The sequence below is a fragment of the Streptomyces sp. NPDC046465 genome, from assembly GCF_040646035.1.
GTDB lineage: Bacteria > Actinomycetota > Actinomycetes > Streptomycetales > Streptomycetaceae > Streptomyces.
Genome location: NZ_JBEYZK010000008.1, coordinates 254,007 through 272,085 on the forward strand (window position 1 = coordinate 254,007; position 18,079 = coordinate 272,085).

General features: G+C 71.8%; 15 protein-coding genes. 9 read left to right on the top strand and 6 right to left on the bottom strand.

Annotated features, from left to right (window positions below; all coding sequences use genetic code 11):
• Positions 1-46 precede the first annotated feature (46 nt).
• Positions 47-1,855 (top strand): cellulose synthase catalytic subunit, encoded by a 1,809-nt coding sequence (locus ABZ953_RS15170; RefSeq protein ID WP_361722578.1) that lies wholly within the window; start codon positions 47-49, stop codon positions 1,853-1,855.
• A 3-nt stretch (positions 1,856-1,858) separates the two neighbouring features.
• Positions 1,859-3,826 (top strand): kelch motif-containing protein, encoded by a 1,968-nt coding sequence (locus ABZ953_RS15175; protein WP_361722581.1) that lies wholly within the window; start codon positions 1,859-1,861, stop codon positions 3,824-3,826.
• 46 nt (positions 3,827-3,872) lie between these two features.
• Here the strand turns inward: ABZ953_RS15175 and ABZ953_RS15180 are convergent, their stop codons facing one another.
• A complete protein-coding gene (locus ABZ953_RS15180; RefSeq protein WP_361722584.1) occupies positions 3,873-4,913 on the bottom strand; it encodes a glycoside hydrolase family 6 protein in 1,041 nt (346 codons plus the stop codon).
• A gap of 63 nt (positions 4,914-4,976) precedes the next feature.
• Positions 4,977-5,978, bottom strand: coding sequence for a DUF5937 family protein (locus tag ABZ953_RS15185; protein WP_361722587.1), 1,002 nt, complete (start codon positions 5,976-5,978; stop codon positions 4,977-4,979).
• Positions 5,979-6,081: 103 nt separating this feature from the next.
• On the opposite strand from ABZ953_RS15185, the gene ABZ953_RS15190 reads away from it, so the two are divergent.
• From ABZ953_RS15190 to ABZ953_RS15205, 4 genes are all read left to right on the top strand, one after another.
• Positions 6,082-7,389, top strand: a complete 1,308-nt coding sequence (locus ABZ953_RS15190; protein ID WP_361722590.1) for an MFS transporter — start codon at positions 6,082-6,084, stop codon at positions 7,387-7,389.
• Between the two features lie 10 nt (positions 7,390-7,399).
• Complete coding sequence (locus ABZ953_RS15195) at positions 7,400-7,909, top strand: MarR family transcriptional regulator (RefSeq protein ID WP_361722593.1); 510 nt, start codon at positions 7,400-7,402, stop codon at positions 7,907-7,909.
• 79 nt (positions 7,910-7,988) lie between these two features.
• Positions 7,989-8,321 carry a DUF3817 domain-containing protein gene (locus ABZ953_RS15200; protein WP_361722596.1) on the top strand — a complete coding sequence of 111 codons (333 nt, stop codon included), beginning with the start codon at positions 7,989-7,991 and terminating at the stop codon, positions 8,319-8,321.
• A 73-nt stretch (positions 8,322-8,394) separates the two neighbouring features.
• The gene (locus tag ABZ953_RS15205) at positions 8,395-10,095 is read left to right on the top strand and encodes a methylmalonyl-CoA mutase family protein (RefSeq protein WP_361722599.1); all 1,701 of its coding nucleotides are present in this window, start codon (positions 8,395-8,397) and stop codon (positions 10,093-10,095) included.
• Positions 10,096-10,196: 101 nt separating this feature from the next.
• Here the strand turns inward: ABZ953_RS15205 and ABZ953_RS15210 are convergent, their stop codons facing one another.
• Together ABZ953_RS15210 and ABZ953_RS15215 are read right to left on the bottom strand one after the other, a co-directional pair.
• Positions 10,197-11,204: an SDR family NAD(P)-dependent oxidoreductase gene (locus tag ABZ953_RS15210; protein WP_361722602.1), complete on the bottom strand. Its 1,008-nt coding sequence runs from the start codon at positions 11,202-11,204 to the stop codon at positions 10,197-10,199.
• On the bottom strand, positions 11,201-12,382 hold the full coding sequence (locus ABZ953_RS15215) for a UDP-N-acetylglucosamine--N-acetylmuramyl-(pentapeptide) pyrophosphoryl-undecaprenol N-acetylglucosamine transferase (protein ID WP_361722605.1): 1,182 nt from the start codon (positions 12,380-12,382) through the stop codon (positions 11,201-11,203). Before ABZ953_RS15215 ends, ABZ953_RS15210 begins: the two co-directional genes overlap by 4 nt.
• Positions 12,383-12,446: 64 nt before the next feature.
• Between ABZ953_RS15215 and ABZ953_RS15220 the strand changes: the two genes are divergently transcribed.
• Both ABZ953_RS15220 and ABZ953_RS15225 read left to right on the top strand, forming a co-directional pair.
• Entirely contained in the window at positions 12,447-13,190 is a 744-nt protein-coding gene (locus ABZ953_RS15220) for a response regulator transcription factor (RefSeq protein WP_361722608.1), read from the top strand.
• On the top strand, positions 13,187-14,590 hold the full coding sequence (locus tag ABZ953_RS15225; protein ID WP_361722611.1) for a HAMP domain-containing sensor histidine kinase: 1,404 nt from the start codon (positions 13,187-13,189) through the stop codon (positions 14,588-14,590). Before ABZ953_RS15220 ends, ABZ953_RS15225 begins: the two co-directional genes overlap by 4 nt.
• A gap of 66 nt (positions 14,591-14,656) precedes the next feature.
• Here ABZ953_RS15225 and ABZ953_RS15230 read toward each other — a convergent pair whose 3' ends face one another.
• Both ABZ953_RS15230 and ABZ953_RS15235 read right to left on the bottom strand, forming a co-directional pair.
• The gene (locus tag ABZ953_RS15230) at positions 14,657-15,748 is read right to left on the bottom strand and encodes an alpha/beta hydrolase (protein ID WP_361722614.1); all 1,092 of its coding nucleotides are present in this window, start codon (positions 15,746-15,748) and stop codon (positions 14,657-14,659) included.
• A gap of 212 nt (positions 15,749-15,960) precedes the next feature.
• Positions 15,961-16,590 carry a TetR/AcrR family transcriptional regulator gene (locus ABZ953_RS15235; RefSeq protein WP_361722617.1) on the bottom strand — a complete coding sequence of 210 codons (630 nt, stop codon included), beginning with the start codon at positions 16,588-16,590 and terminating at the stop codon, positions 15,961-15,963.
• Between the two features lie 308 nt (positions 16,591-16,898).
• Here ABZ953_RS15235 and ABZ953_RS15240 point away from each other — a divergent pair, with 308 nt between their 5' ends.
• Complete coding sequence (locus tag ABZ953_RS15240; protein WP_361722620.1) at positions 16,899-17,888, top strand: tetratricopeptide repeat protein; 990 nt, start codon at positions 16,899-16,901, stop codon at positions 17,886-17,888.
• Positions 17,889-18,079: the final 191 nt, after the last annotated feature.

The following is an 18,079-nucleotide window of genomic DNA, read 5'->3' on the forward strand; positions in this document are numbered from 1 at the left end:
GTATCGGCACGTTCGATACCGGATCACCCAGAACCTGGAGGGCGCTGTGCGGCAGCCGGAGGGCTACGACTACGAGACCCACAGCACGCTCGCCGGACCGCTCACGGAGCCGGACGGCGACGAGGGGACAGGAGGGGACCCCGAGCCGTACCGGGTCCGGTACCGCTCGCTCCTGTCCGGCGAACCGCACCGAATACGCGCCGTACTCCTGATGGCCCTGGCGCCCCTCCTCACCGGCATCCTGCTGGTCTACCTCGTCTGGCCCACCCACTGGACCGAACGTGAGGGCGCCGACCGCTGGCTGATCGGCCTGGACGCGACGATGCTCGTGGCGATCGGCCTCATCGAGCTCTTCATGCTCGTCAACGTCATCTCGATCGCCCACGCCACGATGGTCGCGAGGGACCCGGTCCCCGTGTTCCCCGAAGCGGGCACCCGCGTCGCCTTCCTCACCACGTACGTACCCGGCAAGGAGCCCCTCACCATGGTGCGGGCCACCCTGGAGGGCGCCGTCCGGATACACCACCCCGGCCCCCTCGACGTATGGCTCCTGGACGAGGGGAACACCCCCGAGGCCAAGGCGCTCTGCGAGGAGCTCGGCGTGCGGCACTTCACGCGGTACGGCATCGCGGAGTGGAACCGCAAGAAGGGCCCGCACAAGGCCCGTACCAAGCACGGCAACTACAACGCCTGGCTGGCGATGTACCACGCGGAGTACGACTTCTTCGCGTCCGTCGACACGGACCACGTCCCGCTCCCCAACTTCCTGGAGCGGATGATGGGCTACTTCCGCGACCCGGACGTGGCGTTCGTCGTCGGACCGCAGGTCTACGGGAACTACACGACGCCCGTCACCAAGGCCGCCGAGTCCCAGCAGTTCCTCTTCCACGCGCTGATCCAGCGCGCGGGCAACCGCTACCGCGCCCCCATGTTCGTCGGCACGAACAATGTCGTACGCATCAGCGCCCTCACCCAGATCGGCGGCCTGCACGACTCGATCACCGAGGACATGGCGACGGGCTTCGAACTGCACCGCCACCGCAACCCGGCGACCAAGCGGCACTGGCGCTCGGTCTACACGCCGGACGTCCTGGCCGTCGGCGAGGGCCCGGCCTCCTGGACGGACTTCTTCACCCAGCAGATGCGCTGGTCGCGCGGCACCTACGAGACGCTGTTCAAGCAGTACTGGAAGGCGCCGTTCACGATGCCGCCAGGGCGCCTCTTCTCGTACTCGCTGATGCTCGTGTACTACCCCATGACGGCCGTCAACTGGCTGCTCGGCATCCTCAGTTGCGTCCTGTTCCTGTGGTTCGGGGCCAGCGGTACGCAGGTCGCCGCGTCGGTCTGGCTGATGCTGTACAGCGACGCTGCCGCCCTGCAGATCGGCCTCTACCTCTGGAACCGGCGGCACAACGTGTCCCCGCACGAGCCCGAGGGCTCCGGTGGCCTCGCGGGCATGGCGATGTCGGCGCTCTCCGCGCCCATCTACGCCAAGTCGCTCGGCGCGGCCCTGGTGCGCCGCCCCAGCCGCTTCGTGGTCACCCCCAAGGGCGGCGACGCGAGCCCGGACCGGCTCCTCACCTTCCGCATCCACCTCTTCTGGGCGGTGGTGCTCGCCAGTTCGCTGGTCGCCTCCTTCGTGCTCGGCCACACCCACGTGGCGATGCGCACCTGGGCGGTCCTCGCGATGGTGATCTCGCTGGCGCCGGTCTCCATCTGGGCGTTCTCGCTCGCCAAGGAGCGCAGGGCGGCCCGGCGGGAGCAGCGGACGGAGCAGCCGGAGCCGCTGGGCGAGGACACGGAGGGCGAGCCGGAGCCGGCCTTCGCCACCGGCACGACGACAGGAGGGAACTGACCCATGGCCTACCGCCCCTCGAAGCGCACCAGGAAGACGCTTTTCGGAGTCGGCGCGGGCGCGCTCCTGGTGGGACTGAACGCTCCCGCCGCGCTCTCCTTCGCCGAGGAGCAGTACTACGACTACAAGATCTCGCAGCCCGGCTACAAGGCGAAGTACGGCTCCTGGAAGCAGGTCGACATCCCCGAGGAGTTCCGTACCAACGCCATCCACGCCGCGCTGCTGCACACCGGCAAGGTGCTGATCGTCGCCGGTTCGGGGAACGAGCAGAGGAAATTCGACGCGGGCTCGTTCGACACGGTCCTGTGGGATCCGAAGAACGACACGTTCAAGAAGGTCGACACTCCGGAGGACTTCTTCTGCTCCGGGCACGCCCAACTGCCCGACGGACGGCTCCTGGTGGCGGGCGGGACCGCGCGCTACGAACTGCTCGACGGCGAGGTGGAGCGGGCGGGCGGCGGCATGCGGGTGAAGAACGAGAACCCCGACAAACCGGTGGTCCTCAAGAAGGGCACGCGGTTCCGCTCGCCGTCCGGCGTCGAGTACGTCAGCAAGGTCGACGTCGAAGTGCCCAAGGCCAAGCGGGGCTTCGAGATCACGTACTCCAAGTCAGGGGTGATGCAGCCCTGGAAGACCAAGGTCAAGGCGAGCGAGGCGCGCGTCTTCGTGGAGGCGGTCGAGGGCGGCGCGCAGTCGGTCACCGAGAAGTCGGCGCAGTACGAGATCGAGGGGCTGACCGGCGACGCGGCCGACGACACGTACGGCATCGCCGAGAAGATCGACATGGAGAAGCAGGACTTCCAGGGCATCAAGGCGGCGTACGAGTTCGACCCGAAGGCCGAGAAGTACCTGCCCGTCGACCCGATGAAGAAGGCCCGCTGGTATCCGACCCTGGTCGGACTGAAGGACGGCAAGGTGCTCGCGGTCTCCGGGCTCGACGACGTGGGCGTGATCGACCCGGGCGACAACGAGATCTACGACCCGAAGACCAAGAAGTGGACGGACGGGCCCAAACGGTACTTCCCGACGTACCCCGCGCTCTTCCTCACCAAGGGCGGCAAGCTCTTCTACCCGGCGTCGAACGCGGGCTACGGCCCGGCCGAGAAGGGCCGCGAGCCGGGCCTGTGGGACCTGACGACGAACAAGTTCGAGAAGGTCCCGGGCCTGGAGGACATGGACCAGACCGAGACGTCGGCGTCCATGCTGCTGCCGCCCGCGCAGGACCAGAAGGTGATGATCATGGGCGGCGGGGGAGTGGGCGAGTCGGACAAGGCCACGCCCCGCACCGCCGTGATCGACCTCAAGGAGGAGAACCCGTCCTTCAAGACGGGGCCCGAACTCCCGCAGGGCACGCGGTACCTGAACAGCGTGCTCATGCCGGACGACTCGGTCTTCACGTCCAACGGCTCGGGCGACTACCGGGGCCGCAGCGGCAGCAACATCCTCAAGGCGCAGTTCTACGACCCGAAGGACAACGCCTTCCGCGACGCCGCCTCGCCCAGGGTGGGCCGCAACTACCACTCGGAGGCGCTGCTGCTGCCCGACGGCCGGGTCGTGACGTTCGGCTCCGACCCGCTCTACGACAACCAGCAGAACACCAAGCTCGGCCACTTCGAGCAGCGCATGGAGATCTTCACGCCCCCCGCGCTGCACAAGGGCGGCCAGGTCCGGCCGGTCCTCGGCGAGGGTCCGGAGCAGCTGGCCGCGGACGGCCGGGCGACGTTCAGGACCGAGCACCCCGAGAACCTCGCGTCGGCCCGTCTGATGCGCCCGAGCGCCGTGACGCACACGACGGACGTCGAGCAGCGTTCGATCGCGCTGGGGCTCAGCAAGGGCAAGGGCGCGGTGACGGTGGACGTGCCGCAGGGCGACACGGCCCTTGTCCCGCCGGGCTGGTACATGCTGTTCGTGACGGACAAGGACGGCACGTCGTCCGAGGCGAAGTGGATCCACGTCGGCCTGGAGGACTGACCGGCTGGAGGACTGACCGGCCGGAGGACTGACCGGTCCGGGCCCCTCACGCCTCCTTGGCGTTGCGCGCCAGGCCAAGCGCGTAGTCCGGCCACCACTGCCCGGCGGCCGGGCCGCCCCGGCACGGGCCGTCCGAGTCACCGGGGCGCTTGATCCACAGGACGGCGTCGAGCAGCGGGTCGCCGGTGCGGTCGGTCGGCCGGGTGCCGAGCCCGCGGCCCGGCGGGTTGCACCAGGCGTCCTGGCGGTCGCCCACCAGGGGGCCCTTGCCGTTGCGGCTGGTGTCCATGACGAAGTGCTTGCCGCCGACGGTGGCCGACAGCGTGCGGCCGTACGCCTTGGTCGTCGCGTCGCTCTGGAAGTTGGAGACGTTCAGCGAGAAGCCGTCGGCCCGGTCGACGCTCGCCTTCCGCAGCGGTTCGGTGAGCTTGTGGGCGTCGTTGATCCAGCCCGGATTCCCCGCGTCGAGGTAGACCTTCACCTTCGGCTGCCGCTTGAGGCGCTGGATCGCCTCGGAGAGCAGTTGGTAGCGGTCCGCGTGGTACTCGGCCGGGGTGCAGCCGTCGGCGATGTGCGGGATCGCGTCGGGCTCCAGAACGACCACGGCGGGCGCGGAGCCGATCGAGTCGGCGAAGGTGTTCACCCAGCCCCGGTACTGGTCGGCGCTGCCCGCGCCGCCCGCGGAGTGCTGGCCGCAGTCGCGGTGCGGGATGTTGTAGGCGACGAGCACGGCGGTGCGGCCCTCCTTCGCCGCGCCCTTCGTCGCCTCCTCGATGTCGGGAGCGGGGTCGTCCCCGGCCGGCCATACGGCCATGGGCTGCTCGGAGATACGCTTGAGCACCGTGGCGTCCTGGGCGCGGCCCTGTTGCTCCCACTGCTCCACCTGGCGTGCGGCGGCGCTGTCGGGGTCGACCCAGAAGGTGCTCGCGGGCTGCCGGGAGGACTCGGAGGCGGGGCCGCGCTCGGCCGCCTCCCGCGTGGTGGGCCCGGACTCCGACGAGCAGCCCGCCGTGAGCCCGAGGCCGGTGAGGGCCGCGAGTGCCGTGAACGTGCGGAGCGCCGTGTTCGTGCGGAGCAGCCGGTGCATCCAGCCCCCTTGGGCGGTGGTGACGGTGACGGTCAGTCAGCCCGGCAATCGTTACATAGAGGACTATTCAAGCTCTTGTGCCACACCGCCCCCGGCGCCGAGCGCGATACCGAGCGGCGTGCACTCGTAGAACACGCGGTGCCCGTACCGCCGCGACATCAGGAGCCCGGCGCCCCGCAGCGCCGCCAGATGCGCCGACACGGACGACGGCGCGAGCCCGAGCCGGTGCGCCAGACCCGACGTGGTGTCCGGCACGGCGAGCGCGGCGAGGACCCTGGCCCGGCCGCGGCCGAGGAGGCGTACGAGCGACTCGGGCGTACGGCTCTCCGGCTCCGCCCAGAGAGCGGCGATGCCGCGCACCGGATAGGCCAGCGTCGGCTGCCACGGGGGCTCGAAGCCGCTGATCACGTCCGGCCACGAGAACACGCTCGGGATCAGGACGAGACCCTGCCCCGAAAGGTCCCGCACGTGCTCGTCCCGCCACTCCACGGTGAGCGTCCCCGCGTCCCACGACAGGCGCCGGTCGAGCTCCGGGAGCACCCCGCCGAGGCCCACCTCCGCGAGCCGCCGCGAGTGATAGGCGACATCGGCTTCCAGGAGCGTGCGCAGCCTTGGCCAGTCCGGCTCGACAAGGGCGTGCCAGGCAGCCTCCATGGTGTCCGCGAGCTCCTGGACCGCGCCCACGGGATCGGCGAGGAGCGCCCGGCCCCGCGGCGACTCCGCGGCGCCCGCAGTGCAGGCGAGCGCCCGCGCCATGTCGTCCCGCGCGGCCACCGGGTCGGCCGCGCGGACGGCCGCGATCTCCTCCTCGAAGCGGGCGGCGGGGCCGATCGGCGGCGGTCCGAGGAAATCGGGGGAGTGCCCGCGCCGGGGCATCAGGAGCCACAGCAGGGAGAGGTCGAGCCCGCGGCCCGCCGCGCGGATCCGGCGCAGCCACCGCGGGTGGTAGGCGTGCCGCTCGGGGCGGTTGAGGGTGCGGACGGCCTCCTGCGTCTCCCACAGCGGCGACACCGCGAACCGGCAGCGCAGCAGATCGTCCTGACCGAAGCGCAGCTGAAACGGCACGGACCCCCCTTACCGGACCCCCGTCGGCCTCTCACCGGGCGCCGAAGATTCGCTTGAGCCCGAAACTTTAGGGCAGGACCCGCACCCGCGTGAGGCTGCGCACATGTCCCGCGCCCGGCCCGCCCCGGCCACCGAACCCCCCGGCTACGCCCGCGTCTTCGCGGTACGCGAGTTCCGTGCCGTTTTCGTCGCGCACGCATTCTCGCTGCTCGGCGTCATCGTCAGCGAGATCGCCCTGACCGTGCTGGTCTACGGACTCACCGGGTCACCGCTGCTCAGCGCGCTCACCTTCGCACTCGGCATGCTGCCGTACCTGATCGGCGGGACCCTGCTGTCCGGCATCGCCGACCGGTACCCGCCGCGGCGCGTGCTCGTCGTGTGCGACGTGGTCTGCGCCGGGTGCGCGGGCCTCATGGCGCTGCCCGCGACGCCCGTCGCCGCGCTGCTCGCGCTGCGCTGCGCCATCGCCCTCGTCGCCCCCGTCTTCAACGGCACAAGGACGGCGACCCTCACCGACATCCTCGGCGACGGCGACCTGTTCGTGCTCGGCCGTTCCCTGCTGCGGATCGTCTCCCAGAGTTCCGTCCTCGTCGGGTTCGGGCTCGGCGGCGTGCTCCTCACCCTCGTGACGCCGCGCGCCGCCCTCGCCGTCACCGTCGGCACGTTCACGGTGTCGGCGCTGGTGCTGCGGTGCGGGACGCGGCGGCGGCAGGCGCGCGGGAGCGGCGGCGGCACGCTCGTGCGGTACTCGCTGAGCGGCGCCCGGCAGGTGCTCGGCGACCGGCGGGTGCGGGCCCTGCTGCTGCTCTTCTGGGTGCCGCCCATGTTCATGGTCGCCCCCGAGGCGCTCGCCGCCCCCTACGCGGACGAGATCGGCATCGGCGCCGGGGGCGTCGGACTGCTCATGTGCGCCCTGCCGGTGGGCACGGTCGCGGGGGAGCTGTACGCCGGGTCCGCGCTGTCCGTGTCCGCGCGCGCCCGCATCGTGCTGCCGCTCGCCTCGCTCGCCCTGGTGCCGCTCGCCTCGTACGCGCTCACGCCCGGCCTCGTCCCCGCCCTTGGGGCCCTCACGCTCGCCGGGGCCGCATCGGCGTACACCCTGGGCCTCGACCGCTGGTTCGTCGACGCCGTCCCCGAGGAGCTGCGGGGCCGCGCGATGACGGTGCACACGGCGGGGCTCATGACGATCCAGGGCCTCGGCATGGCGCTCGCGGGCCTGGCCGCCGAGTTCTACGCGGTGAGCACGGTCGTCGCGGGCGCGGGGGTGCTCGGCACGGCCTGCTGTCTGCTGCTCGCGCTGGAGGTGCGGCGCACACGGGACGGGGGGCCGAGGGCACCTGTGGCGGACCCCGTTCGGGAACGTACGACCGAATTGCGAGACGGGGCTGACCAGCATGTGACCGACGGGTAAGGTCGATGCCGTGCCGAAGCCGCTCAGCCTCCCCTTCGATCCCATCGCCCGCGCCGACGAGCTCTGGAAACAGCGCTGGGGGTCGGTGCCGGCCATGGGCGCGATCACCTCGATCATGCGCGCGCACCAGATCCTGCTCGCCGAGGTCGACGCGGTCGTCAAGCCGTACGGACTGACCTTCGCGCGCTACGAGGCGCTGGTCCTGCTCACCTTCTCGCAGGCCGGCGAGTTGCCGATGTCGAAGATCGGCGAGCGGCTCATGGTGCACCCGACGTCGGTCACGAACACGGTGGACCGCCTGGTCAAGTCAGGCCTGGTCGACAAGCGCCCGAACCCCAACGACGGCCGCGGCACGCTCGCCTCCATCACGGAGAAGGGCCGCGAGGTCGTCGAGGCCGCGACGCGCGAGCTGATGGCGATGGACTTCGGGCTCGGGGCGTACGACGCGGAGGAGTGCGGGGAGATCTTCGCGATGCTCAGGCCCCTGCGGGTGGCGGCGGAGGACTTCGAGGAGAAGTAGGACGCGTCCGTTCCGGTCGAGGCCGGGCGGGGGCGGGGGCGGCGAAGATCGCGCAAAACGGGCCGTTACGCTCGTAGCCATGAAATCCAGCGTGCTGACCCGCTACCGGGTGATGGCTTACGTCACCGCCGTCATGCTCCTCATCCTGTGCGCCTGCATGGTGGCCAAGTACGGCTTCGAAAAGGGCGAGGGTCTGACCCTGGTGGTCTCCCAGATCCACGGAGTCCTCTACATCATCTACCTGATCTTCGCCTTCGACCTGGGCTCCAAGGCGAAGTGGCCGTTCGGGAAGCTGCTCTGGGTGCTGATCTCGGGCACGATCCCGACCGCCGCGTTCTTCGTCGAGCGCAAGGTCGTCCGCGAGGTGGAGCCGCTGATCGCGGACGGTTCCCCCGCCACGGCCAAGGCGTAATCCGACCGCCACGGACAGGTCCGTGGCGGTTTCCCATCGACTTTTACTAGGACGTCCTAGTAAATTCGAGGGTATGGACGCTGAAGCGATCGAGGAAGGCCGCCGGCGCTGGCAGGCCCGTTACGACAAGGCCCGCAAGCGCGACGCGGACTTCACCACGCTCTCCGGGGACCCGGTCGACCCCGCCTACGGGCCGCGGCCCGGGGACACCTACGAGGGGTTCGAGCGGATCGGCTGGCCCGGTGAGTACCCCTTCACGCGCGGTCTCTACCCGACCGGGTACCGCGGCCGGACCTGGACCATCCGCCAGTTCGCGGGCTTCGGCAACGCCGAGCAGACCAACGAGCGCTACAAGATGATCCTGGCCAACGGCGGCGGCGGCCTCTCGGTCGCCTTCGACATGCCGACCCTCATGGGCCGCGACTCCGACGACACCCGCTCGCTCGGCGAGGTCGGGCACTGCGGCGTCGCCATCGACTCCGCCGCCGACATGGAGGTCCTCTTCCAGGGCATCCCGCTCGGCGACGTCACGACGTCCATGACGATCAGCGGGCCCGCCGTGCCCGTCTTCTGCATGTACCTCGTCGCGGCCGAGCGGCAGGGCGTCGACCCGGGCGTGCTCAACGGCACGCTCCAGACCGACATCTTCAAGGAGTACATCGCGCAGAAGGAGTGGCTCTTCCAGCCCGAGCCCCACCTGCGCCTCATCGGCGACCTGATGGAGCACTGCGCGCGCGACATCCCCGCGTACAAGCCGCTCTCGGTCTCCGGCTATCACATCCGCGAGGCCGGGGCGACGGCCGCGCAGGAGCTCGCGTACACCCTCGCGGACGGCTTCGGGTACGTGGAGCTCGGTCTCTCGCGCGGCCTCGACGTCGACGTCTTCGCGCCGGGGCTCTCCTTCTTCTTCGACGCGCACCTCGACTTCTTCGAGGAGATCGCCAAGTTCCGTGCGGCGCGCCGCATCTGGGCCCGGTGGATGCGGGACGTGTACGGCGCGCGGACCGACAAGGCCCAGTGGCTGCGCTTCCACACGCAGACCGCAGGCGTCTCGCTCACGGCCCAGCAGCCGTACAACAACGTCGTGCGGACGGCGGTGGAGGCGCTCTCGGCGATCCTCGGCGGCACCAACTCCCTGCACACCAACGCCCTGGACGAGACCCTCGCGCTCCCCAGCGAGCAGGCCGCGGAGATCGCGCTCCGCACGCAGCAGGTGCTGATGGAGGAGACCGGCGTCGCCAACGTCGCGGACCCGCTGGGCGGCTCCTGGTACATCGAGCAGCTCACCGACCGCATCGAGGCCGACGCCGAGAAGATCTTCGACCAGATCAAGGAGCGGGGGCGCCGGGCGCACCCGGACGGGCAGCACCCGATCGGGCCGATCACCTCGGGCATCCTGCGGGGCATCGAGGACGGCTGGTTCACCGGCGAGATCGCCGAGTCGGCCTTCCAGTACCAGCAGTCCCTGGAGAAGGGCGACAAGCGCGTCGTCGGCGTCAACTGCCACCACGGCTCGGTCACGGGTGACCTGGAGATCCTGCGGGTCAGCCATGAGGTGGAGCGGGAGCAGGTACGGGATCTCGCGGGGCGCAAGGGGCGGCGTGACGACGCGGTCGTCCGGGGCGCGCTGGAGGCCATGCTGGCCGCCGCGCGGGACGGGTCGAACATGATTGGGCCCATGCTGGAGGCGGTGCGGGCGGAGGCGACGCTCGGGGAGATCTGCGGGGTCCTGCGGGACGAGTGGGGGGTTTACGTGGAGCCGCCGGGGTTCTAGGCCATCTCCGTCCGTCTTTCGGGTGCGGGACTGTGGGGGTTGTTCGCGCAGTTCCCCGCGCCCCTGGGTGGCCCCTGTCGGGGCCCCAGGGGCGGTGCGTCTCAGACCTGGTAGCGGTCCGGGGCGAAGAGGCGGAGGTTGTCCGCCACCCAGGCGGAGGTGAACTTGAGGCCCTCCGCGAGGGAGACCTGAGGCTCCCAGCCCGCCCACTCGCGGGCCCGCGAGTTGTCCGACAGGAGCCGCTCGACCTCGCTGCCGGAGGGCCGGAGGCGCGCCGGGTCGACGACCACCGACGCGTCCCGCCCGGACGCCGCGATCAGCGCCTCCGCGAGGTCACCGATGGAGATCTCCTGGCCCACGCCGAGGTTCACCGCGTGGCCGAGCGCCCGGTCGCAGACGGCCATCGCCATGAAGCCCCGCGCCGTGTCCGTGACGTAGGTGAAGTCCCGGGTGGGCGTCAGGGAGCCCAGCTTGATCTCCCGGGCGCCCGCGTGCAGTTGGGCGAGGATCGTGGGGATGACGGCGCGCGCGGACTGCCGGGGCCCGAACGTGTTGAAGGGCCGGACCACCGTCACCGGCAGCTCGAAGGCGTGCCAGTGGGAGAGCGCCATCATGTCGGCGCCGATCTTCGACGCGGAGTACGGCGACTGGGGCTGCAGGGGGTGCGTCTCGGCGATCGGCGCCGTCAGCGCCGTCCCGTACACCTCGCTGGTGGAGGTGTGGACGAGGCGCCGGACGGAGTGCCGCCTGCACGCCTCGGCGATGTTCTCCGTGCCGACGACGTTCGTCTGGACGTACGCGCCCGGGGAGTCGTACGAGTAGGGGATGCCGATCAGCGCGGCAAGGTGGAAGACCGTGTCGCAGCCGTCGACCGCGTCCATCACGCGCCCGGCGTCCCGCACGTCCCCGGCGATCATCTCGACCCGCGGGTCGCCGAGGAGGTGCGCGAGGTGTCCCTTCTCCGCGTACGGCTTGTAGTGCACGAAGGCACGGACCTTCGCGCCCGCTTCGAGGAGCAGGTCGACGAGCGTCGAGCCGATGAAGCCTTCGGCGCCGGTGACGAGGACGGTGCGGTCCTGCCAGGAGAATGCGGCAGTGGACGTGTTCATGCGTACTCCAGGTGAGGGGTGACGTGGGCGAGTTCGAGGACCCGCTCGGCGAGCAGGTCGGCGGCGCGGGCGTGCGGGCCGGGGTCCGCGGCGCCGCTCATCGCGGCGAGCCGCACCGGGTCGGCGAGCAGCGGGCCGACCAGCTGTACGAGCCGGTCGGCGGTAGTCTCGGCGTCGGGCAGCAGGACGCCCGCGCCCGCGTCGGAGAGGACCCGGGCGTTGTGGGTCTGGTGGTCGCCGGGCGCGTGCGGGTAGGGCACGAGGACGGCGGGGACACCGGTGGCGGCCAGTTCGGCGACCGTCGCCGAACCCGCGCGGCAGACGACGAGGTCGGCTGCGGCGTAGGAGAGATCCATGCGGTCGAGGTAGGGCACGGCGCGGGCGACGGCGCCCCCGCCCCCGGCGGCGAGCCGGGCCCGGGTCTCCGCCAACGCGGCGGGCCCCGTCTTGATCAGCAGGTGGACGTCACGCCGCTCCCGCCACCGCTCCGCGAGGCCGACCGCCGCCTCCGTGAGCCGGGCCGCACCCAGGCTGCCGCCGTTGAAGAGGATCAGCCGGGCCCCGGCGGGCACGCCGAGGTCGCGCCGGGCCTCGTCGCGCAGCGCGGCCCGGTCGAGCGCGGCGAGCGGCGCGGCGATCGGCATCCCGGTCGTGTGCGCGCGCTCGCCGCCCGGCAGATGGGCGCGGCTGCGGTCGAAGGCGACCGCGATGTTCGGGGTGAGCCGCGCCGCGAACCGGTTGGCGCGGCCCGGCACCGCGTTGGACTCGTGGATGAGGCTCGGCAGCCCGGCCATGCGGGCCCCGACGATGACGGGGGCGCTGGGGTACCCGCCCATGCCCACGGCGACCTGCGCGCCCTGCTCTCGCAGAATGGTCCGGCACTGGGCGCCGGACTTCACCAGCGCGGCGGGGAGCAGATAGCGGCGGGCACCGAGCGACGGATCGAAGGGGATCATGTCGACGGTGTGCAGGCGGTACCCGGCGTCCGGTATCAGCCGGGTCTCCAGGCCCCGCTCGGTGCCGACGAAGGAGATCACCGCACCGGGCACGGCCCGGCGCAGCGCGTCGGCGAGGGCGAGGCCCGGATAGATGTGCCCACCGGTGCCGCCCGCGCCGATGACGACGGAGAGACCGGTGCGGCCCGGGGCGGCAGCGCGGTCGGAGTGAGTGGTTCGCATGGCAATGGAGCTTCACGCGGGGGTCTAAGAGGGTTTTAAGAGCCGCGTTTGGCACCTTTGGTTCATGAGCTTCACGAGCGTGACCAGCAAGGGCGGCCCGCCGGGCGCGGGCGACGCGGCGCGGCACCGGATCCTCGTCGTCGACGACGACCCCGAAGTGCGTGCCGCCGTCGAGGACGCCCTGACGGTCGAGGGCCACCACGTGCGGGGCGCGGCGGACGGCCACCGCGCGCTCACGGCGGTCGCCCGCTGGCAGCCGGATCTGCTGGTCCTCGACGTCCTGATGCCGGTCATGGACGGCCTCGCGGTCTGCCGACAGCTGCGCGCTGCGGGCGACCGCACGCCGGTCCTCGTCCTGACGGCCCTGGACTCGGTGAGCGAGCGCGTCGACGGTCTTGACGCGGGCGCCGACGACTACCTGGTCAAGCCGTTCGCCCTCGACGAGCTGGTGGCGCGGGTGCGGGCCCTGCTGCGCCGCGCGACGCCGGAGCGCGCCGCGGCCGACGGCGACGACCTGGCGTACGGCGATCTCGTCCTGGACCCCGCGACGCGCACCGGACGCCGCGGCGAGCGCCGGGTGGAGTTCAGCCGCACGGAGGCCGTCCTGCTCGAACTGCTGCTCCGCAACGCGGGCCAGGTCCTGCCGCGCGAGCTGATCCAGCAGGCGGTGTGGGGCCGGGACTTCGGACCCGACTCCAACTCCCTTGCCGTGTACGTGGGTTACCTGCGCCGGAAACTGGAGTCGGGCGGTGAGCCGCGGCTCGTCCACACGGTGCACGGCATCGGCTACCGGCTGGGCTCCCCGTGAGCGCGCGGCGCAGGCTCGGCGCGCGCTGGCGGCGCCGCAGGCCGCTGCGCACCCGCCTCGCGGTGATGGCCGCGGCGGCCGTGGCGTTGGTGGCCATCGGGGTGTGTGCCGCGGCGTTCTTCGTGATCCGCTTCAAGCTGTACCAGCAGCTCGACCAGAACCTCACCCAGTCGGCGACGCTCGTCGCCCAGGAGCACCGCACCGAGGGGCCCGGTGTCCTGACGGGCGAGTGCCGGTTCCTTGGCGCGCCCGCCTGTTCCCAGGTGGTCCCCGCCGACTCCGCGGACGACCCGGCGAAGCCGTATCTGCTGCCGGTGACGCAGCCGACGCGCGCCGTCGCGGGCGGCCGACGCGCCCCGTACTACTCGAACTTCACGCTCCCCGGCGGCAAGCCGGGCCGGATGTACACCACCACCTTCGGCAAGGGCAAGGGTGAGGCCGTGCAGGTCGCCCTGCGCGCGGACATCGCGGAGCGCGGTGTGCGCCAGGCCGCGTCGCTGCTCTCGGCGGTGGGCGGCGCGGGCGTGCTGCTCTCCGCGGTGGGCGGCTACTGGGTCTCGCGCACCGGCCTGGCGCCCATCACCCGGCTCACCGCCACCGCCGAGCGCATCGCGGCCACGCGGGACGCCCGCCACCGCATCGAGCTGCCGCCGGGGCCGCCGGGCCGCGAGGGCCACGAGGACGAAGTCACCCGCCTCGCCACATCGTTCAATACGATGCTCGCGGAACTGGAGGAGTCCGTCGCGGCCCGGCGCCGCCTGGTCGCCGACGCCTCCCACGAACTGCGCACGCCGCTGACCGCGCTGCGCACGAACGCCGAACTGCTCGCCAGGGCCGACCGGTTGACCGACGCCCAGCGCGACCGGGCGTCCGGTGCGCTCGGCCGCCAGCTGCGTGAAGTCACCGGCCTCGTCAACGACTTGATCGAGCTGGCCAGGGACGCGGAGCCGCAGCCGCTGCTCGAAGAGGTCCCGCTCGCCCCGCTGACCGTCCACGCGGTGGACGCGGCGCGCGGCCACTGGCCCGCCGTCCCGTTCACGCTGTCGGTGGCGCGGGACGCGGAGGGCCTCAGCGTGCCCGGGGTGGCGGCGCGACTGTCCCGGCTGCTCACCAACCTCCTGGACAACGCGGCGAAGTTCAGCCCGCCGGGCGCTCCCGTCGAGGTCGCGCTGACCGCCACCGCCCTGACCGTGCGCGACCACGGCCCCGGGATCGCGGAGGAGGACCTGCCGTACGTCTTCGACCGCTTCTACCGTGCCGAGAAGGCCCGCGCGCTGCCGGGTTCGGGTCTGGGGCTCGCGATGGCCCGCCAGATCGCGCACGCGCACGGCGCGGAGCTGACGGCGGAACGCGCGCCGGGCGGGGGCGCGCTGTTCCGCCTCGTACTGCCGATGGGGTAAGCCTTGTTCGACCGTACGCCTTGTTTGACCGTGCGACTTGTTTGACCGTACGACCGTGCGTGCGGGTTACTTCTTCGCCCAGGCGCAGCTGCCCAGCTCCGCCTTGCCCTTGGTGACGAGCCGGTCGGCCTCGCGGGCGATCAGGACGCGGGTCTTGTCGCCCTTGCAGACGACCGTGCGGTCCCCGTGCCCGGCCAGGTCGACCAGGATCTGGTCCCAGTGCCGGTACTGCACGTCGTGCCCGGAGTCCGCGTAGGTGCGCACCCGCTCCTCGCCGGGCAGCGCGTCCTGCCACGTCTTGAGCGTGGCGGGCGGCACCGTGGTGTCCTTCTTGCCGCCGTAGAGGTAGACGGGGGCGTCGAGCTTCGACAGGTCGGGGCCGGGGCGGCCGCAGTACAGCTTCTGCTCGTGCACCTGGGGCGCCGGGTCGGCCTGCTGCCCGCGCTGGTTGTAGGTGCGGGCCCCCTCCTCGTACGCGGTGTCGGCGAAGCCCGGGATCGACTTCACGGGGCTGTCGTCGGGGAAGGCCCACCACTTGCGCGGGTCCTTGATCTGCTCCCGCACGGCGGCGGCGAGCGCGTCGTCGGAGAGGCCGCAGTAGGCGGGCTTCGTGCCGTACGGCGGCAGGGCGGCCGCGAGGTGGAGCTGCGAGATCCGCTCGGGGGCGCGGGCGGCGAGCTCGGCGGCGTAGGGGCCGCCGCCGGATATCGCGACCACGGACACGTCGTCGACGCCGAGCTTGTCGAGGACCTGGAGGGCGTCCTTCGCGTAGTCGGCCTTGCCCAGGTTCTCGTCGAACTCGGTGTCGCCGAAGCCGTTGCGCTCCACGGAGATGAGCCGCAGGCCCAGGTCCTCGCGCGTCGTACGGAAGAAGTCCGTCATGTGCGAGGCGCGGGCGCTCGTGCCGGTGCCGCCGATGAAGAGGACGGGCTTGCCGTCCTTGTTGCCGGTGTCCGAGTAGTGCGCCGTCCGCCCGTCGGAGAGCTCCGCCGCGTGCACCGCGGGGCCGAGCGAGTCGAAGGCGTCCTGCACCTTGGGCTCGGGCGGCGGGCTCGCGCTCACCTCGCCGGAACCGCCTACGAGCAGCGCGCCGAGGACGGTTGCGGTGGCGGCTCCGATGGCGATGGCGGCGGTGCGGGCGTGGCCGGACGAGGTCACGGTTTCTCCTGGGACGGGGGCGGTTGACCGGGCGGGTGCCTGCCCTGGCCCCTGGGCCTTAAACCTGTTAATTCTTGCGCCCCGGCTGGGGCTGGGGGTTTGCGCCGATTCGACCCCCTGTTCTGTGGTGTTCTCGGGTGCGGGGCTGTGGGGGGTTGCTCGCGCAGTTCCTCGCGCCCCTGAAAAGCAAGACCCCCGGCGCCGGGTGGTGGTTACGCCTCTGTTGCCGCTGCCAAGCCGCCCAGTAGGAGCAGGGTGAAGCGGCGGGCCCAGGCCTCGTCCACTGGTTCCGCGCTGACCAGGGCGCGGTGGACCACGGCGCCCGCGATGACGTCGAAGATGAGGTCGGCGGTGCGGGCGGCGGAGGCGGGGTCGGGTTCGGGAGGGAGTTCGCCGCGGTCCTGGGCCCGTTTGCGGCCCGCGAGGACGAGCCGTTTCTGGCGGTCGACGATGGAGGAGCGGATGCGGTCCCGCAGGGGCTCGTCCGTCGTGGACTCGGCGACCACCGCCATCAGCGCCGTCTTCGTCTCGGGGCGCCCGAGCAGCACCGCGAACTGCAGGACGACGCCTTCGATGTCGGCGGCGAGGCTGCCCCGGTCGGGCAGCTCCAGCTCGTCGAAGAGCTCCGCCACCGCGTCCACGACGAGCTCGCTTTTACCGGCCCAGCGCCGGTAGAGGGTCGTCTTGGCGACGCCCGCCCGCGTGGCGACGGCGCCGAGCGTCAGCTTGGACCAGCCGAGTTCGACCAGGCCCTGCCGGGTCGCCTCCAGGATCGCGGCGTCGGCGGTCGCGCTGCGCGGGCGGCCGCCGGTGCGGGTGGGAGGAGTGGTGCGGCTCTGCATGCCCGCGACCATACCGGCCAGTACGTATCGGCTCGGGGTGCGAAGTGAGCGAGATCACCGGAGGCCCCGTACCGCGTCCAGAGCGGGACAGTTACGCTACGACTCGTAGCGAAAGCTTGTGAGCGCGGCGAACGGCCACGAGCGACAACCACGCAGCACGACCAGCACGACCACCGGCCCGGGGTGGGGACCCCGAGCCAACCGACGGTCCTCCTCGGGACCTTGGACCGTGCCCCCTGTGGCCCCGCAATCCGGCGGGGGGTCACGGACGGGCGCGGTTCCCGCACGGCTTGGGGGAGGATGTACTCATGCAGCCACGGAACATGTCCATGAGCGGTGTCGTAGACCTCGCCGCGGTGAAGGCGGCCCAGGAGGCCAAGGCGAAGGCGGAGCAGGCGCGCGCCGAAGCGGCCCGGCAGGGCGGGGGCGCGGCGGGCGCCGCGATCTCCCCGGCCTCCCTGGTCATCGACGTCGATGAGGCGGGCTTCGAGCGCGAGGTCCTGCAGCGCTCCACCGAGGTCCCGGTCGTCATCGACTTCTGGGCCGAATGGTGCGAGCCGTGCAAGCAGCTGAGCCCCCTCCTGGAGCGGCTCACGCAGGAATACAACGGCCGTTTCCTCCTTGCCAAGATCGACGTCGACGCGAACCAGATGCTGATGCAGCAGTTCGGGGTCCAGGGGATCCCGGCTGTCTTCGCGGTGGTGGCGGGCCAGGCCCTGCCCCTCTTCCAGGGCGCCGCCCCGGAGGAGCAGATCCGCCAGACCCTGGACCAGCTCATCCAGGTCGGCGAGGAGCGCTTCGGCCTGACGGGCCTGGTGGTCGACGCCGACGCCGGCGCCGAGGGTGAGCAGGCTCCCGCGCCCGCCGAGGTGCCGGCCGGTCCTTACGACGCCCTGCTCGAAGCGGCCGTACAGGCGCTGGACGCGGGCGATCTCGGCGGTGCCGTACAGGCGTACAAGAACGTACTGAGCGACGACCCGGCCAACACCGAGGCCAAGCTCGGCCTCGCCCAGGCGGAACTGCTCCAGCGCGTGCAGGGTCTTGACCCGCAGGCGGTCCGCAAGGACGCCGCCGACCGGCCCTCGGACGTGCAGGCCCAGATCACCGCTGCCGACCTGGACCTCGTGGGCGGTCACGTCGAGGACGCCTTCGGGCGGCTCATCGACGCGGTGCGACGCTCGGCGGGCGACGACCGGGACGCCGCACGCGTGCGGCTGCTCGAACTCTTCGAGGTGGTGGGCGCGGACGAGCCGCGCGTGACGGCGGCGCGCACGGCGCTCGCCCGGGTGCTCTTCTGACCGTCCAACGACCGTACGCCGAATAGTCCGGCCGGTACCGTCCACCGGCCCTCCGGCTGACCAGTCCCTAAACGCCGGGGCTTGTGATGCCCGAGTGAAAAGTCTGTTCCCAGGACGCGACAGCGGCCGCACTTTGCCAAAACTTGGTAAATGCGGCCGCTGTTACTTGGAGTAAGGGAACGGCATCCTTC